This window comes from Methylorubrum rhodinum, from assembly GCF_014199935.1.
GTDB classification, from domain to species: Bacteria; Pseudomonadota; Alphaproteobacteria; order Rhizobiales; family Beijerinckiaceae; genus Methylobacterium; species Methylobacterium rhodinum.
Window position 1 is genome coordinate 22,002 of the sequence record NZ_JACHOP010000016.1, and the last position, 24,786, is coordinate 46,787.

The 24,786-nt window shown below is 66.1% G+C and carries 25 protein-coding genes, 1 tRNA gene and 2 pseudogenes; 18 read left to right on the top strand and 10 right to left on the bottom strand.

All coding sequences use genetic code 11. From position 1 onward, the window contains the following. Positions 1-171 precede the first annotated feature (171 nt). Both HNR00_RS16665 and HNR00_RS16670 read left to right on the top strand, forming a co-directional pair. Positions 172-408: a hypothetical protein gene (locus tag HNR00_RS16665; protein WP_183571314.1), complete on the top strand. Its 237-nt coding sequence runs from the start codon at positions 172-174 to the stop codon at positions 406-408. After that, complete coding sequence (locus HNR00_RS16670) at positions 405-1,163, top strand: hypothetical protein (RefSeq protein ID WP_183571316.1); 759 nt, start codon at positions 405-407, stop codon at positions 1,161-1,163. Before HNR00_RS16665 ends, HNR00_RS16670 begins: the two co-directional genes overlap by 4 nt. A gap of 28 nt (positions 1,164-1,191) precedes the next feature. Here HNR00_RS16670 and HNR00_RS16675 read toward each other — a convergent pair whose 3' ends face one another. Continuing rightward, positions 1,192-2,862: a ParB/RepB/Spo0J family partition protein gene (locus HNR00_RS16675; protein WP_183571318.1), complete on the bottom strand. Its 1,671-nt coding sequence runs from the start codon at positions 2,860-2,862 to the stop codon at positions 1,192-1,194. A 508-nt stretch (positions 2,863-3,370) separates the two neighbouring features. Between HNR00_RS16675 and HNR00_RS16680 the strand changes: the two genes are divergently transcribed. Next, positions 3,371-3,592 carry a hypothetical protein gene (locus tag HNR00_RS16680; protein WP_183571464.1) on the top strand — a complete coding sequence of 74 codons (222 nt, stop codon included), beginning with the start codon at positions 3,371-3,373 and terminating at the stop codon, positions 3,590-3,592. Further along, complete coding sequence (locus HNR00_RS16685; protein WP_183571320.1) at positions 3,589-4,158, top strand: Fic/DOC family protein; 570 nt, start codon at positions 3,589-3,591, stop codon at positions 4,156-4,158. The genes HNR00_RS16680 and HNR00_RS16685 overlap by 4 nt, the downstream gene beginning before the upstream one ends. A gap of 625 nt (positions 4,159-4,783) precedes the next feature. On the opposite strand, the gene HNR00_RS16690 is transcribed toward HNR00_RS16685, so the two are convergent. The 4 genes from HNR00_RS16690 to HNR00_RS16705 form a co-directional block, all read right to left on the bottom strand. Next, positions 4,784-6,391: a S8 family peptidase gene (locus HNR00_RS16690; RefSeq protein ID WP_183571322.1), complete on the bottom strand. Its 1,608-nt coding sequence runs from the start codon at positions 6,389-6,391 to the stop codon at positions 4,784-4,786. 197 nt (positions 6,392-6,588) lie between these two features. Continuing rightward, positions 6,589-8,163, bottom strand: coding sequence for a vanadium-dependent haloperoxidase (locus HNR00_RS16695; protein WP_183571324.1), 1,575 nt, complete (start codon positions 8,161-8,163; stop codon positions 6,589-6,591). A gap of 353 nt (positions 8,164-8,516) precedes the next feature. Then, positions 8,517-9,692: a hypothetical protein gene (locus tag HNR00_RS16700; RefSeq protein ID WP_183571326.1), complete on the bottom strand. Its 1,176-nt coding sequence runs from the start codon at positions 9,690-9,692 to the stop codon at positions 8,517-8,519. Further along, on the bottom strand, positions 9,679-10,485 hold the full coding sequence (locus HNR00_RS16705) for a hypothetical protein (protein ID WP_183571328.1): 807 nt from the start codon (positions 10,483-10,485) through the stop codon (positions 9,679-9,681). The genes HNR00_RS16700 and HNR00_RS16705 overlap by 14 nt, the downstream gene beginning before the upstream one ends. 166 nt (positions 10,486-10,651) lie before the next feature. Between HNR00_RS16705 and HNR00_RS16710 the strand changes: the two genes are divergently transcribed. The 8 genes and pseudogenes from HNR00_RS16710 to HNR00_RS25965 form a co-directional block, all read left to right on the top strand. Continuing rightward, a complete protein-coding gene (locus HNR00_RS16710; RefSeq protein WP_183571331.1) occupies positions 10,652-11,896 on the top strand; it encodes a hypothetical protein in 1,245 nt (414 codons plus the stop codon). Positions 11,897-11,965: 69 nt separating this feature from the next. Next, on the top strand, positions 11,966-12,283 hold the full coding sequence (locus HNR00_RS16715; RefSeq protein ID WP_183571333.1) for a hypothetical protein: 318 nt from the start codon (positions 11,966-11,968) through the stop codon (positions 12,281-12,283). Then, positions 12,270-13,670 carry a type IV secretory system conjugative DNA transfer family protein gene (locus HNR00_RS16720; RefSeq protein ID WP_183571335.1) on the top strand — a complete coding sequence of 467 codons (1,401 nt, stop codon included), beginning with the start codon at positions 12,270-12,272 and terminating at the stop codon, positions 13,668-13,670. Before HNR00_RS16715 ends, HNR00_RS16720 begins: the two co-directional genes overlap by 14 nt. After that, positions 13,667-13,924: a hypothetical protein gene (locus tag HNR00_RS16725; protein WP_183571337.1), complete on the top strand. Its 258-nt coding sequence runs from the start codon at positions 13,667-13,669 to the stop codon at positions 13,922-13,924. Before HNR00_RS16720 ends, HNR00_RS16725 begins: the two co-directional genes overlap by 4 nt. A gap of 97 nt (positions 13,925-14,021) precedes the next feature. Further along, positions 14,022-14,510: a hypothetical protein gene (locus HNR00_RS16730; RefSeq protein WP_183571339.1), complete on the top strand. Its 489-nt coding sequence runs from the start codon at positions 14,022-14,024 to the stop codon at positions 14,508-14,510. A 117-nt stretch (positions 14,511-14,627) separates the two neighbouring features. Next, positions 14,628-15,266 (top strand): hypothetical protein, encoded by a 639-nt coding sequence (locus HNR00_RS16735; protein WP_183571341.1) that lies wholly within the window; start codon positions 14,628-14,630, stop codon positions 15,264-15,266. Between the two features lie 17 nt (positions 15,267-15,283). Next, on the top strand, positions 15,284-15,616 hold the full coding sequence (locus tag HNR00_RS16740; RefSeq protein WP_183571343.1) for a hypothetical protein: 333 nt from the start codon (positions 15,284-15,286) through the stop codon (positions 15,614-15,616). A gap of 7 nt (positions 15,617-15,623) precedes the next feature. Beyond that, positions 15,624-16,085 (top strand): annotated as a pseudogene (locus tag HNR00_RS25965) (recombinase family protein); the annotation flags it as partial. A gap of 62 nt (positions 16,086-16,147) precedes the next feature. Here HNR00_RS25965 and HNR00_RS25970 read toward each other — a convergent pair. After that, on the bottom strand, positions 16,148-16,321 hold the full coding sequence (locus tag HNR00_RS25970) for a hypothetical protein (RefSeq protein ID WP_312886074.1): 174 nt from the start codon (positions 16,319-16,321) through the stop codon (positions 16,148-16,150). On the opposite strand from HNR00_RS25970, the gene HNR00_RS25975 reads away from it, so the two are divergent. Beyond that, entirely contained in the window at positions 16,245-17,192 is a 948-nt protein-coding gene (locus tag HNR00_RS25975) for a recombinase zinc beta ribbon domain-containing protein (protein ID WP_312886075.1), read from the top strand. The genes HNR00_RS25970 and HNR00_RS25975 overlap by 77 nt on opposite strands. On the opposite strand, the gene HNR00_RS16750 is transcribed toward HNR00_RS25975, so the two are convergent. Then, positions 17,152-17,227 (bottom strand) — tRNA-Glu (locus HNR00_RS16750). The genes HNR00_RS25975 and HNR00_RS16750 overlap by 41 nt on opposite strands. Before the next feature lie 279 nt (positions 17,228-17,506). Here HNR00_RS16750 and panE point away from each other — a divergent pair. Next, positions 17,507-18,445 carry a 2-dehydropantoate 2-reductase gene (gene panE, locus HNR00_RS16755; RefSeq protein ID WP_183571345.1) on the top strand — a complete coding sequence of 313 codons (939 nt, stop codon included), beginning with the start codon at positions 17,507-17,509 and terminating at the stop codon, positions 18,443-18,445. Between the two features lie 22 nt (positions 18,446-18,467). Here the strand turns inward: panE and HNR00_RS16760 are convergent, their stop codons facing one another. Further along, entirely contained in the window at positions 18,468-18,644 is a 177-nt protein-coding gene (locus tag HNR00_RS16760) for a hypothetical protein (protein WP_183571347.1), read from the bottom strand. Between the two features lie 216 nt (positions 18,645-18,860). On the opposite strand from HNR00_RS16760, the gene HNR00_RS16765 reads away from it, so the two are divergent. From HNR00_RS16765 to HNR00_RS16775, 3 genes are all read left to right on the top strand, one after another. Continuing rightward, positions 18,861-19,340: a hypothetical protein gene (locus tag HNR00_RS16765; RefSeq protein WP_183571349.1), complete on the top strand. Its 480-nt coding sequence runs from the start codon at positions 18,861-18,863 to the stop codon at positions 19,338-19,340. Between the two features lie 41 nt (positions 19,341-19,381). After that, positions 19,382-20,728 (top strand): RsmB/NOP family class I SAM-dependent RNA methyltransferase, encoded by a 1,347-nt coding sequence (locus tag HNR00_RS16770; RefSeq protein WP_183571351.1) that lies wholly within the window; start codon positions 19,382-19,384, stop codon positions 20,726-20,728. A 116-nt stretch (positions 20,729-20,844) separates the two neighbouring features. Beyond that, complete coding sequence (locus HNR00_RS16775; RefSeq protein WP_183571353.1) at positions 20,845-21,858, top strand: alpha/beta hydrolase; 1,014 nt, start codon at positions 20,845-20,847, stop codon at positions 21,856-21,858. Between the two features lie 43 nt (positions 21,859-21,901). Here HNR00_RS16775 and HNR00_RS16780 read toward each other — a convergent pair whose 3' ends face one another. Then, the gene (locus HNR00_RS16780) at positions 21,902-22,144 is read right to left on the bottom strand and encodes a hypothetical protein (protein ID WP_183571355.1); all 243 of its coding nucleotides are present in this window, start codon (positions 22,142-22,144) and stop codon (positions 21,902-21,904) included. 167 nt (positions 22,145-22,311) lie between these two features. Between HNR00_RS16780 and guaA the strand changes: the two genes are divergently transcribed. Continuing rightward, positions 22,312-23,892, top strand: a complete 1,581-nt coding sequence (gene guaA / locus HNR00_RS16785; RefSeq protein ID WP_183571357.1) for a glutamine-hydrolyzing GMP synthase — start codon at positions 22,312-22,314, stop codon at positions 23,890-23,892. A 557-nt stretch (positions 23,893-24,449) separates the two neighbouring features. Here the strand turns inward: guaA and HNR00_RS25600 are convergent. Further along, positions 24,450-24,605, bottom strand: a pseudogene (locus HNR00_RS25600) (IS30 family transposase); the annotation flags it as partial. Positions 24,606-24,786: the final 181 nt, after the last annotated feature.

Sequence of the window (24,786 nt, forward strand, 5' to 3'; positions counted from 1 at the left end):
ATAGTAGCACAATAACACACATTATGAAAATTTCAACAAAAAGGGTCGTTTAAGAGTAAAGCCATTTACTTAGGTATATCCGGCAGTTCGGCCCGAATGGCCAGATATTGTCTTTCTCTACTGGTCGCGGGTACGCCTGCCTTCGCCACGGACTTTACCGCCGGTGTCGTGATGGCGAAGATGGACGGCAAGGAACGGTATGCATTCGTGGCTGGGGTCGTCGAGGGGCTGGCGATGGCCCGCTACATGCGCGACGGGAAGAAGCCCGAAGGCATGAAGTGCCTCTATGATTGGTTCTACAAGGACCAGTCAACGATCGATACCGTCTACGCGGCCTTCCAACGTTACCCCGATTACCCGCCGGGTACCGTGGTCAGCGTCCTTGCCAAGAAGACATGCGGGGAATGATGGAGGCAGGCGTATCACGGTCATGGAAAGAGCAATTCGCGATCGCGGCGGCGATGAGGGAAGAGGATATCAAACACCGCGAGAAGCTGCTGCGCTTCGATGCTCGTCAGCGGACGATGCGCGAGGACGAGCGCGTTCGGACGGAGAAGCGCGACCGCGAAACGTTCGCTGCCGTTCAGGCCGTACTTGCGACCGACAAGCAGGTAGCGACGTTCACGACGAAGCTCGACCGTTACAACGAGAAGACCGTCGAGGCGCTGATGGAGAACCGTATCGCTCTCGATGAGGTGCAAACGCGGCTCGACGAAATGCTCGGCAAGGCGCACGTCCTCCCTGACGGGCGCAGAGTGTTCAAGACGCAGGACGGAACGCGGGTGTTCGACGAGGGCGGGATCGAGTTGAACGCCGATGTCATCGATCCGAACGCCATTGCCGATGAGCGGCCGCCGTGGGAGCGGTACAAAGCCTCGCTGGACACAAAGACCCGTCTCGAACAGGAGCGAAGCCAGCTTCACAATTTTCAGGCCAAGTCAGATGCGGCACGGGAAGAACTCGACCGTGGCAACGTGACCGCCGATCGTCTCGACGAACTGGATGCCGAGATGCAAGCCGCCATGCCGGAGGCTGTGCGGCGCAAGCTCGGCAACGAGGGGCCAACGCGGAACGCGGACGGCCCCGCGCCGGAGCCCGCGAGCCGCGTCCGCGTCGGCGCGACCCTGAACGATCAACGTCCCACCGGCTTCGCACCGATGTAGGCGGCGGCTCCGCGCCGCCGCCCTTCGCTCAAGCCGCCTTGGATAGGTTGGCCGCATCCTCGGTGTAGGACCCTGCCGGGAACGCCAGCCAGCGCGGAACCCAGCCTTCCACCTTCGAGCGTCCCTCTCCGGTCGCATACTGGCGAATGATGCTCCGCAGCACCTTCGTCGTACTGCCCTTGTGAGCGGATGCCACGGCTTCGCCGCCTATCTCTGCCAGCATCGACAGCAAGGTCGTCCGGTCGCGGACCAGCGACAGGAAGGCCTCGTCCGCCTCCCACCACGCAGCCATAGTGACGCCCATCAACGAGCCGAGCGTGCCGATCAGCGGCGTTCCCGCATCCAGCGTCTCGGCCATGAGGAAGGCCAGCACCCTCAGGACATCGGCATCTTCCAGCGCGAGCAGCCGCTCGAACAGGCTACCGACTTCCCCGGTTGCATGCCCGGCGAGGCTCGGCGTGTCGGCATCGAGCGCCAGCATGGCGAGGACCGTTTCACGCTCGGCAGCCATGAAGGCCTCGCCCACGCTTTCGGCCACGCTCTGCGCCGTCTCCGGCTTGTCGGCCCGTTGCGGCTCCGGCGTCACGCGCCACAAGGCCGATCCGGCGAGGATGTGTGCGACCGTGAGGCGGAGGGCGATGCCGGGCTGTTTCAGCACGGACGCCCTGACGGCGGCATGGCGGTGGAGATCGAGGTAGTTGACCGCCGCCTTGGTCAACTCGGGTCTGACGGTGGGCTCCCTCGCCTCGGCCTGTTCCGCACGTTCGCGGCGGCGCAGTTCCTGCTCGGACAGGAAGCCCTCATGGAAGGCGACTTCACCGTTCGCGGCCAGCGTGACGAACACCTTGCCGCCGTGCTTCTTCGCCACTTTGCGGTGCTCGTAGCCGTACCAGCGCTCGCCGCGCTCCAGCACGACGACCTCGGCCCAGCCCTTCCTCCAGTAGGCCTCGACCCGCTCGGCAACCGCCGCCTCCTGATGCGTCCAAAAGGTATCGGCATCCGCGAAGTAGGCCTCCTCCCCGAAGAGGTCGGTGACGACCGCCCCTTCGTACGCGTCGAGCGGGAAGAGCGCGGCGGAGGTCGCGATCTGTTCCCCGCCGAGCAGCCAGCGCCGGAGGCCGTGCCCTTGCGGAGCATACGCCTCGGGATCGCGCCAGAGTTTCAGCCACGCTTTCTGCCGGGCCTTGGTCGCCAGCGTCAGGGCGCGCATCGTGTCCGCATTGATCTCCCCTTTGCGGGTGAGGGTCAGGATCGCGGGGCAAAGGTTGGCGATGGCCAGCCGTTGGCGCACGAGCCGCTCGGTCACGCCGAACTGGGCGGCGATGTCCTCTACGCTGCGGCCCGCATCGATCAGGCCAGCGAAGGCGCGGTACTGGTCGACCTCGTCCATGGGGAGGCGTGCGATGTTCTCGGCCAGCGAGGCCTCGATGGCGGCGGCATCGTCACCGTCTTCCATCACCGCGCAGGGTACGAGGCCAATCGTGTCATGGCCCTCCTCGGCAAGGTGACGGATCGCGGCGAGCCGCCGCTGTCCGGCGATGACATCGTAGCCCTCGCAGTTCTTGCGCACGAGAAGCGGTTGCAGAATGCCAAGGCTGCGGATCGAGGCGACGAGGTCGGACACGTCCTTTCCACCGTGCTTGCGCACGTTGAGGGGCGATGTCTTGAGATTTGCAATGTCGATGTGGTCGAGTTTCATGATGTGGTCTTTCTCTGGTTAGGGTTTGAGCATGCGAAGCTTTCTCTTTTTGTGAAAAAGCCGCGCATGAACCCTTGGCCAGCGCCGAGCGTCCAAACTTGACCCCCGCGGCAGCGGGTTGGACGATCGACCGAAAGACGGGGGCTCCAAAGCCGAACCCCTTGGGGCGCACGTCCCGTGCGGGCCGGGCAACACGGGAGGCCGGTCGCATGCGTCCGGCCGAATGGAGCGGGCCGCCCGGACTTCGGCTATTGGAACAAGCCCCGGCGTCGGTGTAAGCTGGAAAAGAGGGTTCAGCGTGCGGCCCGCCGCACGCACCCGGAACGCGGCGGCCGGGCACCGGGCGCCTCCGCCTCTCCTCCGCCAGCGATCGTGACCCCCACGGGGCCGAAACCGCGAACCGCGGGTTCGGCAGAGCCGGCAAGGCCGGCGGCGTAGAGCGCGGTCCGCCTGTCGGCGGAGGCGGTAAAATCTGGCAATCCGGGGGCGAATGCGCTAGAATAGAGCAATGAAGGATGATGACAAAAATCTAGACAAGCAGACAGTCGAACAAGCCCGGCAGCGGCGTCTCGTCGCGATGCATCTTCAGGACATCGAAGACAATCCGCTCGATGCCGGAGAGATTGCCATGTTCGAGATGTTCGAGCGCGAGGGCTGGCCGCACGAAAAGCGCCGCGCATACATCCTCGATCGCGCCCGCTCCGCCTCCCTCGTTCCCGCGGCGGAATGAGCGACACCGCCTATTGCTACCCGCCCGACTACGCCGTCCTCCGAAACAAGCTCGGCCTGACGGACGCGGTCCAACTCGACCGTTTCGAACGCCGGATCGTCGCCCAGCGGATCGCCGAAGGCGTGCCCGAGGGTGAGTTCGATCTCCGGCACCTAAGCGCGATCCACCGGCACCTGTTCCAGGACGTGTACGACTGGGCCGGCGAGCTGCGCATTGTGGAGATCGCGAAGGGCGGCAGCCAGTTCCAGTTCCGCCGCTTCATCGAGACCGGCATGGCGGACATCCATCGCCGCCTCGTCGCCCGCAACTACCTCAAGCACCTGACCCCGGATGCGTTCGCCGAGCAGGCCGGCGAGATCATCGGTGACGTCAACTACGTCCACCCGTTCCGCGAGGGCAACGGGCGGACGCAGGCCCTCTATCTCGATCAGCTCGCCCGGAACGCCGGGCATCCGTTCGATCTCCGGCGCATCGGCAAGGAACGCTGGCTCGCGGCCTCGAAAGCCGCGCATGCGGGGCGCTACGATCCGTTGAGCGACTGCATTCGTCGGGCGATCGGGGAATAACGACAAGCAGGTCATTGGTACGTCTGGGTCATTGGCCAGTGAGACAGCGGCCGGCCACCAGACGGCGGGGCGCTCACGCAGGCACCGCCCCTCTCAGACTTACAGAAGACAGTGTCGTGCTTAGAAGGACTCTCACCGCCGCCGTTGCGGCCGTCACCCTCTCAGCGTCCACCCTTGCCCCACCTCGAAGGCCCTGGCCGCCGCCGCGGTGAGGCCGTCGCCATCGGCATCCTCGAAACCGCGATCGGCACCACCGCAGTCAGCAGTGCTCGCGCTCGGCAGGATGAAGGCTACCGCGCCTACGGTCGCTAAGACGAGCGCCAGGACTACCTCCCAGTCGGCTTCCGCCAATTGCGCGGCGGCTACGAGGGTGGATATATTGGCTACGTCTTGCACAACAGCCCAATCTTTGATGAGGACAGCAACCGCATCGGCTCCCGCCGCGTCCCCTCCTGCTGATCGAACTTCACCGACAGCGCTGGGTGATCCGTCGAGCGCTTGTCACTTCGGCGCTTCAGCCCCGCCCCCGACAAGGAGGCGGGGCTGATCTGTTAATCGCACCCTGCAGAGATCGGATTTCGACACGGTGCAGGCCTTTGTGATCCACATAGAGTTTGGTAGGGGTTCAAGCTGCCGCAACCTCAACACCGCTGCCAATAGCTTTTCGTACGGCCGCCTGTGCGTCCACGCAGCCGTAGCCGAAATGGATTGAGTGACCGTGCTCGTCGTAGCCGTCGCCAATCTGGCGTGCCGTCTCGCGCAAGATCTCCCTCACCTCGGCCGCAGTCAGGTTGGGATTAGAACTTAAGATAAGGGCACAGACGCCCGCGACGAGGGGGCAGGCGCTCGACGTGCCGCCGAATTCGTAAGTGTAGTCCCCGGGATCGTAACCCAAGGGGCTCTGCACGCCATCAATCAGAACGAATCCCGTAACGTCGGCTGTTACAATACCCCAACCTCCAGCTCCGTTGGAAGGGGCGCAAATCCAAATCTCTTTGCCAAAATTAGAGTAGTTCGACCGTTGATCGCGACTATTTGAAGCTGAGACTGCTATAACGTCCGGATGAATAGCAAAACCATCAACGGTGCCTGCTTCAGGCTCATTGATGTCGTGATTAGAGTTCCCGGCAGCGAACAGAATTACGCACCCTTTGCCACTTCGGCCGTTTCTGGCGCAGTCCGCAATGGCAAGCTCACGCCGACGTCCGAGGGGAAAATTGGCGGCGGCGGCCCCCCAGCTGCAGCTCAGTATCCAAGCTCCCTTGTCGCGCACATATGCGAACCAAGCCTCGACTTGGCGATCGGACAAATCTGGTCCCCATCGAATTGGCATCAGAGCGACCCCGGGGGCAGCACCTACAATGCCGCTCCCATTAGCCCGTCCGAGCGCCACGCCAGCGCAAGCGGTTCCATGCCAATCTTCTGACCTCGGGTCTGGCGTAGGTTTGTTCGTCCGGCGGGTGAAATCCCATGCGCCAACCGTCACGCCTGATTCTGAAAGGTCGGGGTGCGCGAGGTCGAAGCCGTCGTCGATAACGGCTAGGATGACATCAGGAGAGCCAAGTGTCTCAACTTCTCGCCACGCCGCTATCACCCGAGCATCTGCGCCGGCCTTGATGAATACAGTTTGCCCACGGTGAACGCCTTTGTTTTCAAGATGCCATTGATCTTGGAGTAAATCATCGGCAGGAAGGGCGAAGGCCTTAAGGCGTCCGGGCGTCGCGAGATCAGGCTCGGCGAACTCTACAACGCTTTGCTCTTGGAGTTCCGCCGCGACCTTAACTGGATTGGGAGAGTCCGGGGTCGTTTTTGCGATAAGGGCATTGTTACCACGCGCTTCTACGATCTGCAGCTTGTAGCGATCGAAAATTTCCTCTTTTTGATCTGATGATGTCTCCGGCTTGAACTCCACATAGACTTCCCCGGTCGGCACGAACGGCACACCGTCGTTTGAGGTGTGGTAGACATGCGAGCCAATCGCGACTGCAGGATCGCGGCGCAGTTGTTCCAAGCCCTTGCTCGATTCGGCAGCTGTTGCACCAGCTTCTACCACTTGGAAGCCGCCAAGTATGAGACGTTCGGCATCCTTGGATGTTTGGGCTCTCGGTAAGGCATCGATTGCCCTCTCCATAAATACCTCCATCCCCGGACGCGGCTTTACAGCGACCAAACGCTCGCTGCGGGCGAGTGTGAGTGTCTGGCCCCCGTACTTTAGCTTGACCTGTTCAGACATGTCATCCTCCTGACAGACAAAGATCTGCTAGTAGCAGCTCAACAACGCAGCTAAAAATGCTTGATATGATAGTCCTGACGCGCCGCATTAGTGTAGTCATGCTGCAATTCTTCGCGGCCATGTAGTAGCGTTATTGGATTATTTTTAGCCAATATACAGGTAAAATACTGAACAAACTTGTCCCTACAATTGGAACTTTACCGCCGAAGAGAAGCCTGACGAGGTCGGGGGAGAAACGCATTTGCGGAGACATAGTCAGCTACCTTACGACCAAGCGCGATGCCCTCGTCTGCATCTACCTGCCAGTGAATGCCCAAATATATCCGGCTTCGCGCATTTTCCCATTCTGGTTGGGAGAAATTTAGATAATCTCGGGAGCGATATGAACGAGTCTGACCCGCGGCATCTTTGTTAAGCCCATTGAATTCATCAGATGTGAATGTGACGGATGTATTTTCGACGTAATACTTTCTCATTGTCTGGTACAACGCTCCGCCGAAAGCTGCATGACCGGATGGATATGCGGGGAATGGGGGAGTAAAGTTAGGACCACGGCCATTTGTGGCTGGCGCACCCAAGGGAACAAAACTAACGTCAGGCTGAGTTTCCGGATTGCCATCATCCATCTGGTATCGGATTGCTGTTACCGGCCTCCAGAACGCCTCACGCCATTTTGCCTCCCAGGCAACAATTGCAGTATCCGCCATGGCCGTGTTGATTGCAGCTAAAAATCGAGCAAGATCACTGACGTCTTTTAATGGCGACATAGGTTGTTGGTTTTGCTCAACAACCTGCAGCGCATACTGATTGTAGAGACGCGGTGGTGCGCAGAGCTCTGGTGTGCCGTCGTATGCCCAAAACACGCCAATGAAAGACTCATTAGGCTTTCGTGCGGGAGAAAATGACGCGCCAATGTTTTTAACATCATTGTAATCTAAAGTATATCGCACATCGGTGAGTGCCGGGCGAGTAGGAGGTCGAAATGAGATGATATCCTTCAAAACGAATGGTTTGACTTTACCCCAGTCATACCCCAAAGCTGTTGGCATCATGCTGATAGGATCAGGTTGCCACTGTCCAGCACCCGCCGGGAGGTATACGTATTTTGATGGATTCTCTATTGCTTGCTGCTCTGTTCCTGCGTCGCGTTCGTTGAAAGCCGAACCGTCATTCGCGCGTAGAGACAGGATGCGGCGTGTTGCATCTTCCCCCACAGCAATACCCACGTCACTCATCGTCTGCGCTGACTCACAAGCGGCATTAGCCCAGCTCAAATCCCTATTATATGCATCGTTGATTCGATTCTGTTCGCGGGGAAACAGCGCAAGCATACTCGTTCTAGCAGACGCTGAGATTGCTGTGTCAAGGCAAGCTGGTTTTTGAGCATCATTTGCATCTGGAATATCAGAATAAGAGGTATATTTTTTTGTTACTGCATTAATGGCATCGTACATCGCCAAATGAACTATGGCGATAGCACGACTTGATCGATGAGGACCTAACTGGTCATAACCTTCGGCTGGACCTCGCGCGTGATCAGCTGCAGTTACTTCCATGGCAACTTCATTCCAAACCAGTAAGCGAGAGTAAGCATCTCTCGCAGCCCTCACCGTAAGAGCCTGTGCTCGGGCAACAGGCTGCCGATCCGATTGAGGACTTAGTATGCGCTGAAAGGCTGCTTGGCTTTCAGGAGTGAGAATCGTTTGGGCTTGCCCTGTTGAGCCTACTACAAAATACAAAATGACACTTGTTTTTAGTGCGTTCGTGAGCATGGCTTGGCCCTCACATCGGTGCGAAAACAATTCGTAAGCGCAGATGGGCTAACGCGATGGTGCGTCTCTAATAAATATCGATCATAGCAAATTTGCAACCGCAGTTGACCGCGCGGTAGAAATTTTTTCATTTTGAGCTTTGCAGTATTCGCTACTAGTGCTCGGGCGGCAGTCTCAACGCCATAATTCGGCTCGTCGTGGCGTAGCATATGCAGAAATCGACCGTCTGTTGGACAGTCAGGCGCACACTTACGTTCGGCACCCAAAGCTGCTCGGTTCGTGTGCAGAAAATATAAGCACCTCTCTATTGCTGGAGCTTGCAACATCTCGATGCAGAGACGCGGTTGAGTGCATTACCTGAAGCCGAACGGCGCGAAGTGGCCGCGTGCCGTGTCGAGCAGTTCCTCCTTCTCGTCGAGCAACCCCTGGAAGGCGGGATGGCAGCAATCGTCCAGCACCGTATCGGCATCGGACAGGGCTGGGATCACTCCCTTGAGCGCCCTGAACGTGCCGATGACGCCCCGGAACGCCCCGTTCGTTGCCGGGTGTGCATCGAGGAGATGCGCCGCCGTGGTGCGGATCAGATTGTGCAGCCGCGTGTACGGGTCGGGATGCGTGCCGGCGCTGCCGCCTTCCAGGCGCCGGCCGGCCTCATCGAAGATGACGGTTATGAGATAGGCCGTGAACAGGCTGGCCTCGATCCGCTGTTCGGGCGCCGGGGCCTGCAGTGCGAAGATGTTCTCCCGATCCTGGGCCTGCGTCTGGATCACGCCCCAAAGCGCTGAGCGGTCGGCGTCGAGTTCGATCGCCTGGAGGAAGGCCGCGGGCGCCATCGCCAGCACCGCCCGCTCGCGCGCGATCATCGCGGCGGCCCCGCCCGCCTCCGGCATCTCGTTGAGCCGGATCGCCGGGGCGACGCGGCGGAGCACACCGATATGGCCGTTCAGGCAGTGGTAGAGTTCGTGGAACCAGACGAAGCGCATCATGTGCAGCGTCAGCATCACGGCGAAGCGGTAGCGCGCCGGGCATTTCGGAACGAGCGTCGCCGCGACCGAGCGGTCGAGCACCGCCCCGCCCGCCCGGAGCGCGTCGATCATCCAGAAGCCCGGCACGATGCCGGGCGGAAGCGGGGTCGCCGTCTCGCGGCGCGGCTCGCCGATCTCGGGGAACACGCCCGGCTGCGCCATCACGAACAGGCACAGTTCGAACATCGCGCCGTACAGGCCCGAACTCAGGCCGCAGAGATGCAGGCCGCGGTGATGCGCGGCGAAGGCGTTCGGCCGGATCGTCTCGACGAGGCCCGGATGGACCCGGAACGCCGCCCCCGCCGCGTTCCGGCATCCGGCGCTCTGCATCATGTAATCGCGGGCGCTCAGCAAGCCGGCGATCAGGATCTCGTCGCGCTCCCCCGCTTCGGCATCGAGGTCGAGATACGACCCAACCCCGAACTCCCGCTCGGCATAGGTGCGGAACCTGCCCGCGTCCCCGGGGGCGTAGAACGACGCGGTAGGCTCCTCAATCGTCGTCATCCGCCGCGCCGATCATCAGCTCGATCAGGTAGAGGTGCCGGGCGGCGGCGGGCTGGCCACGGTAGAAGCCGAGGATTCCGGCCAGCGCGGCGTAGTCCAGCGCGAACTCCGGCCGGTCGGACGCCTCGATCGCGACCGGGACGGCGTCCCGCGTCTGCAGGACGATGAACCGGTGCAGGCCGGCCTGCTCCCGCTCGGACATGTAGTCCGGCGCGCCGTCGTCTCCGAACCCCGGCAGCAGGATTCGGCGCTGGCCCGGATTGATCTCTGCCGGGACGAAGCCCCACAGCCGCTGCGCCTGCTGCAGGGCGACCACGTGCCGGACCGGAAACGGCGCGTCGCATTCGAGGCGGAACGCGGCGCCGAGCGGCACGAGGTGCACCGGGCGCTCCGGCGCGCTGCTCTCGCGCTCGATCAGGCCGGGCCGGTCCGGCTTGCGCACCAGCCGGATGCGGCCCCGATCCGCCTCGTCGTTCAGAAGCTGCTCCAGCTCCGCGGGGGATCGGGCGCGCAGGACCTGCTCCAGGAGCAGGGCGGGACCGAAGACGATCTCCCGGATGCGGTCGGCGTCGAACGTCTCGGGAAGCGCCCTCGCGATCAGGTCGACGAATTTGTCGAGATGGCGCGGCGGCAGCCGGTCGCGCAGTTGCGCGTCGTTGCCCTGGCCCCAGCCCTTCACGGTCCCGACCGCCGCGCCGAAGTGATCCGCTATGGCGTCCCAGCCGGAGGCGTGACTGTATTCGATCAGCAGCCGGAACTTCCTGTAGATGTCCGGGATCTCGATCGGCGCCACGGACGGGCTCCTGCGGATTCGGATGGCATCCGAACTTCGTTCAGTTCTCGGGCAGATTGCAACCGGGCATCACCATGCGGCCATGCGCGATCATGCGCAGGCCGGGCCTGCCTCGTCTCCCTGACGGACCGGCAGCCCGCTCCTCGTTCAGCGAGAGCGCCGAACCGTGAGCCCCGATCCCGATCATCCCACAAAACCCCTGCGCCGCGAGCCCGGCCCGCGCGGCTCCATGCAGCAGAACCTTCTCCTCGTCTGCATGATCGCCTCCGGCGGCATGCTCACGGGGAGCCTGTTCGCCCTCTTGAGCGACGGCAGCCTGCTCGGCACCGTCAAGGTGTTCTTCTGCGTGCTGGGCGGCATGGCCGTCAGCTACGGCGTCAACCGCTGCGCCATCGATCGCGGCGCCCCGCTCGCCGTCGTCGGTTACCGCAGCGCGGCCGTGGCTTCGGTCCTGTCGATCCTGATCGTCGGCGCCGGGCTGTTTGGCGCCACCTATGCCGGTCTCGTGCTGAAGGACGTCGACCGGCTGCGTCTGGAGGCGCACGGCACAGCGCTCGGCGAGTATGTCGGCGCCCGTGCGGGCGACACCGCAATGGGCGCGGCGGTCGCGCCGGTCCTCGCCTCGATCGCCGACGACCTGGAGCGCAAGGCGCTGTGCGAGCGGGCCGGCTCCTGCGTGTCGGGGCGCCCGGCGGGCGGGCGCGGTCTCGTCGCCCGGACTCTCGAAGCGATGGCCGAGCGCGCCAAGGGCGTCGCAGCCCAGTTCGAGACCGGCGTCGGTACGGGCGCGGCGAAGGGCACGGAGATCGGTGATCTCCTCGCCCGATTCGGTGCCATTGCCGGCGGCAGCGATCCGGCCGCCGAGAAACGCGTCCGGCTGCAGGACATCGATGCCCGAATCCGTCAGGCTTTGGCGGCGCGCAAGGAGGCCGCCCCGCTCGGCCTCGCGCTCGGCTACGCGGCGGAGCTGCAGGCCGCGGGCACCATCGCCGGCCAGCCCGAGGCTTCGCGCGCCCTCTCGACGATCCTGCAGGCCCACGCCCGGAGCCTGCGCGGCGTCGGCACCGCGTCCGCCGTGACGGCGGCGGCCCCCGCCTTCCCAAAGGCGGCGGGCGTCGCCGACACCTTCGCCCACCTCGGCCACTTTCTCCCGGTCGCGGCGATCACCGCCGTCGTCGAGTTGGTCTTCCCGCTGGTGCTGTGGGTCTACGTCGCCCTGACGCTGGCCTGGGAGATCGAGCAGAAGGCGCCGCGCCCGCTCCGGCCGCCGCATGACGACGACGATGCGACCCGGCTGATCCTCGGCCGTCCGGGCCGGCTCAACGGCCGGGATGTCGCCGATCCGAACGCCTACTTCCGCGGCCTCTCGGCCCGGCGGCCGACCGACGACGAGCGCTACGGCTCGCATTGATTGCGCCTTCCTCCAGGCCATCCGCGGCGAGATCGTCCGCGCGCTCGCCGCCTCGCGAAAGCTCAGCCCATGAACCCTGCCTTCACCGGCTCCCGCGGAACCGTTGCCGCGATCAACGGCCACTTCCTCCTCGCCTTCGCTTGCGGCGCCTCGGCTTGGCTCGTCTGGCCGCAGACGCCGGAATGGTGGGGCTTCGGCGTCCTCAGCATCGTCCTCGACGTCGCGGCTGTGTCGTCTCTGGTCAAGGCGGTCAGGGCGATCGTCCGGCTGCATGCCCGCGAGCGCGCCGTCGCCGAGTTCCAGGCGCTCGGCCCACCGCCCAAATCCTCGCAGATGGCCTCGCGCGCCGCCCTCGTGCGGATGGGGATGATCGATGACGACGCGTGAGCACCGCCGCCGCGGGCGCCGCATCCTCGGCCTGACCTTCGACGGCAAGCCGATCTACGAGCCCAGCGCCAACGCGTCGGGCCTGATCATCGCCGCTATGGGCGGCGGCAAAACCACCTGCGGCGCGATGCCGGCGATCCAGTCCCTGCTCGCCGACCGCGACCAAGCGCTCTTCGTCAACGACGTCAAGGACGGTGAGATCGCCGCCCAGATCGCGGCCCTGTGCAAGGCCTACGGCCGGAAGTTCGGCATCGTCGATCCCTACGCCGTGCTCGGCGCCGACAACCCGCACCGGATCGAACTCAACCCGCTCTCGGCCGTGCAGGTCGCGGACAGCGAGGGCCACGTCGATGTCCCGGTGATCCTCGACAAGGTCACCAACACGCTGATCGAGGAGCCGTCTGGCGACGAACGCAACCGCTATTGGCGCGAGAGCCCGCGCGACTTCCTGCACACGGCGAGCCGGATCGTGCTCGCCCACAATCCCCGCCTGCTCACCCCCGGCGGGCTCTACGCGATGCTCGCCGACCCGCACACCTGGGGCAGCGCGCTCGCTTGCGAGGCCGCCGATCCCGATTCCGCCCAACGCTGCGACGCGCAGCGCCTCCTCGCCCTCAAGACCGACAACGCCGAGCACTACACCCAGCACCTCAACGCCGCCGTCTCGGCCCTGCGGCTGTTCGCCTACTCGCCGCTGGACGAGGACGGACGCCGCGCCGAGCTCACCCATGCCGAGCTGCTGCGGGACGGCTGGGTCGTCTGCCTCATAGCCCCCGCCCGCCTCGCCGACCGACTCGGGTCCTACTTCGCGCTCCACACCCTCTCGGCGATGGAGGCGCAGCTGACCGCGGGCAGCGGACGCGCCTGCTTCGTGCTGGATGAGTTCTGTAATGCACCGCTGCGGGAGGCGGTGACCAAGATCACGCTGTTCCGCGCCTACGGGCTCAAGTGCCTCTACATCGCGCAGTCGCGCCAGGACGCGGTGCGCCGCTACGGCGAGCGCGAGATCGCGACGCTGGAGGAGAACTGCACGGTCAAGCAGTGGTTCAAGGTCTCGAACTTCGAGGAGGCGGAGAGGTTGAGCCGCGCCATCGGAGAGGCGGTCTCGGTCACATCCTCGCTTGGACTGTCGACGGAGCAGCCCGCCCTGTCGACAACTCTGAACACCGGCCGCCAGCGCCTGTTCACGCCCTACGAGCTGATGAGCCTGCCCGACGACGAGCAGATTCTGCACGTCGCGGGCCTCGGCTTCGTTCACTGCCGCAAAATCCGCCAGAACCAGATCGCGCCCTCCTGCAACCTCCTCGGTGACAACCCGCTCGAAGGCGGGCGGCTGACGCCCGACCCGAAGGTGTGGCTCGACGCCGGGACGGAGGAGACGCCATGACGCGCCCGCGCCCGATCCGGGCGAGCTTCTTCCTCTGGCTCGCCGTGCCCGCACTTCTTTGGCTCGCGGTACAGCTCGTCGGCCTGCCGCACCCGATCTGGTCCTACGAATGGACCGGGACCGGTCCCTACGGCGAGTTCCGGAGCCGCCGCTACACGCGCTGCACATATGTCGGCCCCTACGGCCCGATCACGGAAATCCCCCGTGACGGCACCTGCGGCTGGGTGCGCTTCGCCGGACCGGGAGGCCGCTGATGCAGAGCCAGCCACGGCAAGGCGACCAGCACCGTGCGGTTCTGCCGCCGATGCAGGCCGAACGATCGCATATCGTCATCGAGCAGCGAGGCGGATCATGGGTTCGACCCTGAAGGACGAACTGCGGCGGACCTTCGCGCTGGCGACGCTGCGGCAGCAGGCCGGGACGCTGCGAAACGGGCGCCACTGGTCGCAGGTCGACGCGCTTATGGCGCGCTCGCGGACCCTGCGCGAGCGCGAGGGCCAACTCTTCGCCGAACGCTACGACAGCCGCGTCGAGGCGGCGCGCCGCCGCCTGCTCGACGAGGCCGCGGTCCCGGAACGCGCGCTGCGGCCGCGCTGGGCCGGCCATGACCGCTTCGATGAGGCGGGCCTCCTTCGGCAGGCCCGGCGCGAGGTCCAGGCCGGGCACGAGCGGCGGCTCGGCCGCATCATGGAGGCGGAAGCGCGGGCTCTGACGGAGATCGTCCGACAGGCCGGTTGGCAGAACGACTTGCAGGGCCAGGCACGCGATGCGTTCGCGCGTGAGGCCGGCCCCGCCTCGCTCGCCGGGCCGGTCAGGAAATCCGGTCCGACGCGCGGCTGATTCCCGGCCGGGACAGAAGATCAGGTCAAGTCGGGCGAGAGGATTTGCTTTGACAAATATAGGATACAAGTCCTATTGTTCACGATAAGTTCTACACTAAAGAAAGGAAACAACGACATGACAACCGAAGCCCCATCGAAACCCAAGGACGACTGGCGCGCTGCCAGAAACAGCTTCTCGGGCCGCCTGCTGACCGGCGAGCAATTCGAGGACGCCATGGCGATCACGGCGGTGATCCAGCGCGAGATCTGGAAGACCGGCACCTTCAAGGACAAGCTCGCCGACTACGCCCACGCCTTCGCCCGCTCCGAGCGGTTCGATGCGATGAAGGCCGAGACCATCGTCCGCGACCTGTTCAAGGAACGCTTCGGCGAGACGATGAACCAGTTGCGCGAGAGCCTGCTCGCCCGCGAGCAGACCATCACCGAGGCCGATCGGCGACAGGCCTACACCAACGCCTGCGGCATCCGCAACGCGATCGAGAACGGCACGAAGGTGGCGTTCGCCCGCGCCTACGCCTTCCAGGCCGACGATCTGGCGGCGACGCTCGGGATCACGCAGGTGACCGCCAAGACGCTGATGAGGGAGGAGTTCAAGGCGGCCGAGTCGATGGAGCTGACCGACTGGGGCAAGGACCTCGAAGCCCGCTTCTACCGCCCGCAGATCGAGGCCGAGACGCGCGAGCGCGAGGCGGTGCGCGCCCGCGGCGAGGCGCAGACGGCGTCTCGCACCCGTACCGGTCCGTCCGGACCATGATCGGGGGGAGATGCGCAATGACCCACTCTGACGAGGACATCATCCCGAACATCGCAGCCGGGCACCGCCCGACGCTGACGCTCGATGTCGCCCTGTACGACAGCTACCTCGAAGGCAGCGGCCTCGCCGAGGACGAGCGGCGCGCCCTGCTCGAAGACCTCTGGGCCATCATCGTCGGCTTCGTCGATCTCGGCTTCGTAGTCGAGCCGGCTGCGGCCCTTGCGGACAAGTCGGACGAGATGAGCGAAGAGTTCGCACGCTCCGGCTCCGCTCTGGTAGACTATTCGACGAATTCGACAACCGACCATTTTGAGAGAGCGGCGGCGCCGATCGCGTCGGCCGGCGATTGAGGGAGACATGCAGAACAAAAGCAAATCGAAACCGACCCAGGCGGTGCTGTATCTCAGGATATCCGACAAGGCGCAGGAGCGACGCGGCAGCGGGCTCGCCTCGCAGGAGGCGACCTGCCGCGAATATGCGCGCTTCCATGGCTACGACATCGTCGAGGTATTCCGCGAGGTGCTGACCGGCGGCGAGCAGAACCGCCCTGTAATGCTCTCGCTGCTGGCCTATCTGCGCAAGCACAAGGCGGAGGGACGCATCGTCATCATCGACGACATCAGCCGGTTCGCGCGCGACGTGCCGGGCCACTGGTACCTGCGCGAGCAGTTGAAGGCGGCCGGCGGCATTCTGGAGAGTCCGCGCATCGAGTTCCGGGACGATGCCGACTCGGTGTTCCGCGAGAACATCCTCGCCAGCGCCGCGCAGCACCAGCGCCAGAAGAACGCCGAGCAGACCAAGAGCCGGATGCGCGCCCGCGTCCTCAACGGCTACTACGTGTTCCAGTGTCCGGTCGGGTACGTCTACCGCCGCGTCTCCGGTCAAGGCAGCGTGCTGACCCGCAGCGAGCCGCTCGCCTCGATCCTGACCGAGGCGCTGGAGGGCTTCGCCTCCGGCCGCTTCGCGACGCAGGTCGAGGTGAAGCGCTTCCTGGAGAGCCATCCCGAGTTCCCGAAGGACAAGGCGAGCGGCGAGGTCCATCCCCAGCGCGTCACCGACATCCTGACGCGGCCGATCTATGCCGGCTACGTCGAGGCGCCGCGCTGGAACGTGTCGCGCCGCAAGGGCCACCACGAGGCACTGATCTCGCTGGAGACCTTCGAGCGCATCCAGCGGCGTCTGACCGAAGCCGCCAAGGCACCGTACCGCAAGGACCTGAACGCCGACTTCGCGCTGCGCGGCTTCGTCGCCTGCGCCGATTGCGGCGGTGCGCTGACGGCGTGCTGGTCGAAGAGCAGCACGGGCAAGCTACATCCGTATTATCTCTGCCACACCCGCGGCTGCGTCAGCGTGCGCAAGTCGATCCCGCGGGCACGGATCGAGGACGAGTTCGAGGCGCTGCTGCGCTCGCTCCAGCCGTCCCCGAGCCTGTCGGCGCTGGCGAAGGCGATGTTCCGCTCGGCCTGGGACCAGCGCAAGGCGCAGGCCGAAGGGACGGCCGCGGGCCTGAAGCGGGAAATGAAGGAGGTCGAGGCGCAGACGGACCGGCTTCTGGCGCGGATCGTCGAGACCGACAATCCGGCGGTCGTCTCGGCCTACGAGAAGAAGATCGTCGAGTTCGAGGGCCGCAAGCTTCTGCTGGCCGAGCGGCTCGCTTCGTCGAGCCGGCCGCACCACGCCTTCGAGGATGTGTTCGAACTCGCGATGCGGTTCCTGTCAAACCCTTGGAATATCTGGGTTTCCGGGCAGTTGCCGCTGCGCCGGATGGTGCTCCGGCTGGCATTCGCGGAGCGGGTGCCCTATCGCCGTGGCGAGGGGTTTTCGAACGCGAAAACCTCGTTGCCGTTCAGCATCTTACGGGAGGTTGGCATGGGTGAAAAAGTGATGGCGCGCCCTACGGGAATCGAACCCGTGTTTTCGCCGTGAAAGGGCGACGTCCTGGACCGCTAGACGAAGGGCGCTGGCGCTGGGCCTGCGGCTCTATAATCGGCTTGGGCGGCGACGGCAACGGGCGTGTTGCCGTCGCGGGCCGCGAGGCGGCGGAATTCGGCGGCTTGGTTCGGAATGGGCCGCGACAGGCTGCGGCATCGTCGGGTTCGCTGCTTCGGTGCGGTCGTCCGCGTTCTGTCAGCGACGTGGCGTATCCCGGCCTTGCGCGGGACGCGTCGTGGCGCGCAGATGCCGCATCGACCCGCGCGGGGCGAAGCTGCGCGAGGCGGGCCGAACGGTGAGGAGGAACGATGCGGATTCTCGTGGTGGGGGCCGGGGCGACCGGCGGCTATTTCGGGGCGCGGCTCGCCGAGATCGGGCGCGACGTGACCTTCCTGGTGCGTCCGGCGCGGGCCGAAAAACTCGCCGCCGAGGGCCTGCGGGTGAAGAGCCCGGTGGGCGACGTGCACATCGCCGCGCCGAACACGGTCACGGCCGACCGGCTGGCCGGGGCGGGACCGTTCGATCTCGTGATCCTCTCGGCCAAGGCCTACGACCTCGACGCGGCGGTGGCCGACTTTCGCCCGGGCGTCGGCCCGGAGACGGCCGTGCTGCCGATCCTCAACGGGATGCGCCATCTCGACGTGCTCGACGCCGCCTTCGGGGCCGAGCGGGTGCTCGGCGGCACCTGCGCCATCGTGGCGACGCTGACGAAGGACGGCGAGATACGCCAGATGAGCGAGCTGCACAGCTTCACCTACGGCGAGCGCGACGGCACGCGCTCGGAGCGCGTCGCGGGAATCGAGGCGCAGATGGAGGGCGTGCGCTTCCAGGCGCGGGCCAGCGACAAGGCCGTGCTGGAGATGTGGGAGAAGTGGGTTTTTCTGGCGACGCTGGCGGGTGCCACGACGCTGATGCGCTCAAGCATCGGCGACATCGTCGCGGCGCCGGGCGGCGCGGCCTTCATCGAGGGCCTGCTCGACGAGTGCCAGGCGGTAGCCGCGGCCAACGGGTACGGTTCGCGGGAAAAGGTGCTGGCGGGCGCCCGTAAGTTCCTGACCGCGGAAAACTCGCCGATGACCGCCTCGATGCTGCGCGACATCGAGGGCGGCGCCCGGATCGAGGCCGACCACATCGTCGGCGACCTGATCGAGCGCGGGCGCAAGGCCGGCGTCGAGACGCCGATCCTCGCCCGCGTCCTCACCGGGCTGAAGGCCTACGAGAACCGGAAGGCCCGCGAAGCGGCCTGAACCGCCTCGCGGCCGGGGCGTCTCAGTAGCGGCCCGGCGGCGGCGGGGGCGGGTTGCCGTATTCGAGCTGGGTCTTGGCGTCGGGGCGCCGCGCCGGGGGCGGCGCCGGGTCGTAGGCGGGCGCCGCCGGAGCGGTCGCGCAGGCGGCGGCGGTGAAGGCGAGCAGGGCGGCGCTCGCGAGCAGCTTCAGGGGCGGCATCGGCAATCTCTCCATGGTCATTCCGGCCAAGCGTTCTCGCAGGCTACGCGAGCGTTCTTGCAGGCTGCGCTTGACGGACGGCGCCATCGTGCCGTTCTGAAGGGCCAACCCGCCGGAAGCTCGGCCGTATCGTGACGGCCGTCGGGTCGAAGCGTGGCCGTATCGCGGCATGGTTTACAATGCTTCGACGGTTGGGTCCGGCGTGAGGCTGAACCGATGCCCCGTGCTTGCGCGTTGATCGGCCCACTTATCGCGCTCACCATCGCATGGTCGGCGATGGCGGACGATGCGAGCGAGTTCGGCCGATACCGACAGGAGGCCGAGGCCGGAGAGCGCACCGCCTACTACCCGCTTGCGGAGCGATACGCGGAGGGACGCGGCGTTCCGCGCGATCCCATCGAAGCTTACGCCCTGGCGGAGATCGCGGAACACTTCCTTCTCGCCACCGAAGACTCGGACCAACCCCGCGCCGTTGCGCTCAAGGCTCGTCTCGCTGCGCAGATGTCCGCCGACCAGATCGCCGCCGCGCATCGGCGCGCGTCCGAAATCCGGCCCGACCTCGAACGGCAAAGGAAGCTCGGCGAAATCCGATCGCGGGAACTCGGTATCGTGCTCCTGGGGCTCGCCTTCGTCGCCGTGATCGCTGCATCGATCGGCCTTTTCCTGCGCCGCCTGATGTTCAGATCGGTGCGGTAGCTCCCGACATCGGGCTTGCTTCCGCCGGGCAAGCACCGGCAATGCGGAGAAACGATCGACCGCAAACCCGGTCGCACAACCTCACGGAGCCGATCCTGACCCCCTCCGCCCGCCTCTCCGCCGCCATCGAGATCTTGGACGACATCGGCGCGCGCCGCCGCCCGGCCGCCGACGCGCTCAAGGATTGGGGCCTCGCCCACCGCTTCGCCGGCTCCGGCGACCGGGCGGCGATCGCCAGCCTCGTCTATGACGGGCTGCGGCGGCGCGCCTCCGCCGCCTTCGTCATGGGGGCCGAGACCGGGCGCGCCGTGACGATCGGCATGCTGCGGCTGCAGCGGGGGCTGGCCGAGCCGACGATTTCCGGCCTGTTCGACGGTGGCCGCTTCGCCCCCGAGCCGCTGACGGAGGACGAGCGCACGCGTCTGAAGGAGGGGAGCCTCGCGGACGCCCCGCCGGAGGTGGCGGGCGATGCCCCGGCCTTCGTGCTGCCCTCACTCGAAGCGGCCTTCGGCGACGACTTGATGGAGGAGCTGCGGGCGCTCGGGCGCCGGGCGCCGCTCGACATCCGCGTCAACGCCCTGAAGCAGACCCGCGAGCAAGCGGCGGAAGCGCTCGCCGATCTCGGGGCTTCGCCGACGCCGCTCTCGCCGCTGGGCCTGAGGGTCCCGACCGGCGAGGACGGGCGGGGCCCGGCGCTCCACGTCGATCCGCTGTTCCTGGAGGGCGGCTTCGAGATTCAGGACGAGGGCTCGCAGCTCGCGAGCCTGCTCGCGGGCGTGAAGCCGGGCGAGACCGTGGTCGATCTCTGCGCCGGCGGCGGTGGCAAGGCGCTGGCGCTGGCGAGCCTCACCGGCAACGGCGCCCGCCTGATCGCGACGGACGCCGACCCGCGCCGGCTCGCCCCGATCCACGAGCGCCTGCGCCGCTCGGGCGCCGAAGTCGAAGTCCGGACGCCGCGCACCGGCAAGGCGCGGGCCGACGTGCTGGCCGATCTCGACGGCACGGTCGATCGGGTGCTGGTCGATGCCCCCTGCACCGGCACCGGGACGTGGCGGCGCAACCCCGACGCCAAGTGGCGGCTGCGGCCCGGCAGCCTCGCCAACCGCATCGCCGAGCAGGCCGAGGTGCTCGACCGCGCAGCCAAACTCGTTCGGCCGGGCGGAAAGATCGTCTACGTCACCTGCTCGGTCCTTCCGGAGGAGAACGACGCGGCGGTGGACGGCCTGCTCACCCGCAGCGGCGGCACGATCGTGGCGGTCGCGACCGATCTCTCGGCCGTGCCGGGCCTCTCCGAAAAAGTCCGGCGCACGGCGCGCGGGGTGCAGATGAGCGCAGGCCTCACCGGCACCGACGGCTTCTATGTCGCGACGATGACACGGGAATCGTGACCACGCTTCAGGGATCGGAACGGCTTTTTCGTCGTTGAGAGCGTGACGGCGCGCCTCAGCGGACGATCCCGCGCGGCGGCCGCCGAGGCGGGACCGACCATGACGAGGCTTCTTCCATGACGCTGCACCGGCGTGCGCTGCTTGCGGGCACGGCGGCGGCCCTCACCGGCGAGACGGCGCTGGCGCAGTCGATTCAGGCGCGACCGCCCGTGCGCGTCTCCGACGACGTGGTGCAGCCCCTGCCGAAATCGGCGCCGGGCTCCGACCTCGAAGTCATCGACCTCTGGCCCGAACTGCCGCCGGGCGGCGGCGGGCCGTTCCGCTCGGAATACCGCTTCGACGAGACGCTGACCGGCGTGGTCACCGGCGTGGTGCGGCCCTGCCTGCTCGTGATCCGCCCGGAGAAGCCGAACGGCGCGGCCATCGTGGTGGCGGCGGGCGGCGGATATCGGCGCATCGATATCGGCAACGAGGGCCTGCCGGTCGGCCAATGGCTCGCCAAGGCCGGCATCACCGCCTTCGTGCTGATCTACCGGCTGCCGGTGGAGGGCTGGCGCGACGGCGCCGACGCGCCCCGGCAGGACGCGCAGCGCGCCATGCGGCTGGTGCGCTGGAGGGCGGAGGAGTTCGGGCTCGATCCCGACCGCGTCGGCGTGCTCGGTTTTTCCGCCGGCGGCCACCTGGCGGGCACCACCGCGACGGATGCCGAGCAGGACCTCTACGACGACCTCGACGAGGCCGACGGCCTCAGCGCGCGACCGAGCTTCGCCGGGTTGATCTACCCGATCGTCACCATGCGGGCGCCCTACGACCGCACCATCTCCAGCCGCAAGGTCTTGGTCGGCGACGACCCGCCGGACGCGCGGCGCCGGGCCTATTCGGTGGAGGTGCAGGTGAATGCGCGCACGCCGCCGATCTTCATGGTGCAGGCCTCCGACGACCGGATCGCGGTGACCGACCATCCGCTGCTGATGCACGCGGCGCTCCGTCAGGCGGGCGTGCCGGTAGAGATGCACCTGTTCGAGCGCGGCGGCCACGGCTTCGGCCTCGGCGTGCCGGGAAGCCCGGCCTCGGCTTGGCCCGCGCTGTTCATGGCCTGGATGCGCGGTCACGGCCTGTTGAAGGCGTAGGCGAGCGGCCCCCGATGAGAGGGGCCGCCCGACTTCGAAAAGATCAGAAGCAGCGGCGCTTGCGCACCACGGTCACACGGCCGAACGGGCCGCGGCGCTTGGTGATGACGGTCTTGCAGCGGGGCCCGCGGATCACCTCGCGGCGAACGACCCGAGCCTGCTGGAACAGCCCGTCGGAGACCGGGGCGGCACCCGGCAAGGAGCCCGCGAGGGGAAGGGCGGAAGCCGGCGCGGCGGCGCCGAGGCCTGCGAGCGCGACGGCGATTCCGAAGAGAGCAGATCTCATGGTCGGAGTGACTCCTGTCCGTTTCGAGGGGCTGCGGGTGTCGCTCTCGGCGAGTGAACGCCCGGTTAACGGAAGGGGTGCCGCGCCGGTCGCACGGGTGACGCGACGCCGCACGCGTTGCGCCGCCGGGATGCCTCGTCTAACCGGGACCCAAAGGGCCCGAGCGCATGACCAGCACCTCCTCCGCCATCGACACGTCCCACCACGACAAGATCTTGATCGTGGATTTCGGCTCGCAGGTCACACAGCTGATCGCCCGGCGGGTGCGCGAGGAGGGGGTCTATTGCGAGATCGTGCCCTTCACCAAGGCCGAGGCCGCCTTCGAGGCGCACCGGCCCAAGGGCGTGATCCTGTCCGGGGGGCCTGAATCCGTCACCACCGACCTGTCCCCGCGAGCCCCGCAAAAAATCTTCGAGGCGGGCGTGCCGGTCTTCGGCATCTGCTACGGCCAGCAGACCATGGCGGCGCAGCTCGGCGGTCAGGTCGAGGGCGGGCACCATGCCGAGTTCGGACGCGCCGAGGTCGAGATTGTCTCGGATTCTCCTCTCTTCAGAGGGGTCTGGCATGTGGGGGAAAAATATCCCGTCTGGATGAGCCACGGCGACCGCGTCACCAAGCTGCCCGACGGCTTCACCACGGTGGCGATGTCGCGCAACGCCCCCTTCGCCGCCGTCGCCGACGAGGCCCGCAAATACTATGCGGTCCAGTTCCATCCGGAGGTGCATCACACCCCGCACGGCGCCCTGCTGATCCGCAACTTCGTGCGCGACATCGCCGGCTGCTCCGGCGACTGGACCATGGGCACCTACCGCGAGGAGGCGGTTCGCCGGATCCGCGAGCAGGTCGGCCGGGAGCGGGTCATCTGTGGCCTGTCCGGGGGCGTCGACTCCTCGGTCGCCGCGGTGCTGATCCACGAGGCGATCGGCGACCAGCTCACCTGCGTCTTCGTCGATCACGGCCTGATGCGGCTCGGTGAGGGCGAGGAGGTCGTGCGCCTGTTCCGCGACCACTACAACATCCCCCTCGTCCACGTTCAGGCGCAGGACCTGTTCATCGGCGCGCTGGAGGGCGTCGACGACCCGGAGGTGAAGCGCAAGACGATCGGGCGGCTGTTCATCGACGTGTTCGAGGCCGAGGCCCAGAAGATCGGCGGCGCGGCGTTCCTGGCGCAGGGCACGCTCTACCCGGACGTGATCGAGAGCGTGTCGTTCTCCGGCGGCCCGTCGGTGACGATCAAGAGCCACCACAATGTCGGCGGGCTCCCCGAGCGCATGAACATGCGCCTCGTCGAACCCTTGCGCGAACTGTTCAAGGACGAGGTGCGCCTGCTCGGCCGCGAACTCGGCCTGCCCGAGAGTTTTGTGGGCCGCCATCCCTTCCCCGGCCCCGGGCTGGCGATCCGCTGCCCCGGCGTGATCACCCGCGAGAAGCTGGAGGCCCTGCGCAAGGCCGACGCGATCTACCTCGACGAGATTCGCCAAGCCGGCCTCTACGACACGATCTGGCAGGCCTTCGCGGTGATCCTGCCCGTGAAGACGGTCGGCGTGATGGGCGACGGGCGCACCTACGACCATGTCTGCGCGCTGCGCGCCGTCACCTCGGTCGACGGCATGACCGCCGACTTCTACCCCTTCGACATGGCCTTCCTCGGTCGCGTGGCGACGCGGATCATCAACGAGGTCAAAGGCATCAACCGGGTGACCTACGACATCACCTCGAAGCCGCCCGGTACTATCGAGTGGGAATGATTTTCGCCCATCCGGACGTATCCGAAACCGCAGTGGATGCTCCATTGCCTGAAGGCGGTGGCATCCGGTTACGGCTTGAAGCCGGATCGGTTCGCCGTTCGACCGACAGGTGCCTCATCAGGTGACGTAGAACTTGTCGTCAGCTTCGGGTGGGAGCTGAAAGCCTGTTTGACTCAATTTCTTCGAGATCGAACCGGCGTGATGCTGCGATCGTCCCAAGCCTCACCCTCATTCTGGGGGGCTGAGCGTCAGCTCGGCCTCGAAGGAGGGCTCCAGGGATCGCGCGACTTACTACCAATTTGCACGGAACATGACCGATGGTCATGCTTCATGCGTCCGGCGGACGACCGCTGCCGTGCAGGCGCGCGGGCCATCGGCGATGAGTCATGGTCATCGCCGATTGGTATTGCGGAGCGTTCCTTCGAGGATGCCGGGCAGGACCTCAGCAAGCTGCACGGAACAGGACCGATGGTCCTGCTTCATACGTCCGGCGGACGACCGCCGCCGCGCAGTCGCGCGGGCCATCGTCGATGAGTCACCGTCATCGCCGATCGGTATGAGACCCCGCATCCCGTCGCAGCGTCCTCGCTCGACAGACCTGACGCGATCATCGCCGAGAACGGGCGCCGATGCTCCTGCCGCGCTACGGGCGGTCGTCCGGGCGACGCCAGTTTACCCCGCAGAGCCCGATCCGAACGCCGTCGACCCGCCATCGCGACGGCCCGCCGAAAGCTGTTGCGACGACCCCATGCGTCTACCCGGCGATCCCTGGTCCGCGAGATGGATCACGTTGCGCGGCTCGCGCTGAGCGACGGCCCTCTCCAGAGCGTCGGGCACCGACTCCGAGCGCAGGCGGCCGGCCATGGGCCCGGCCGACGAACCGCCTACCGAAGG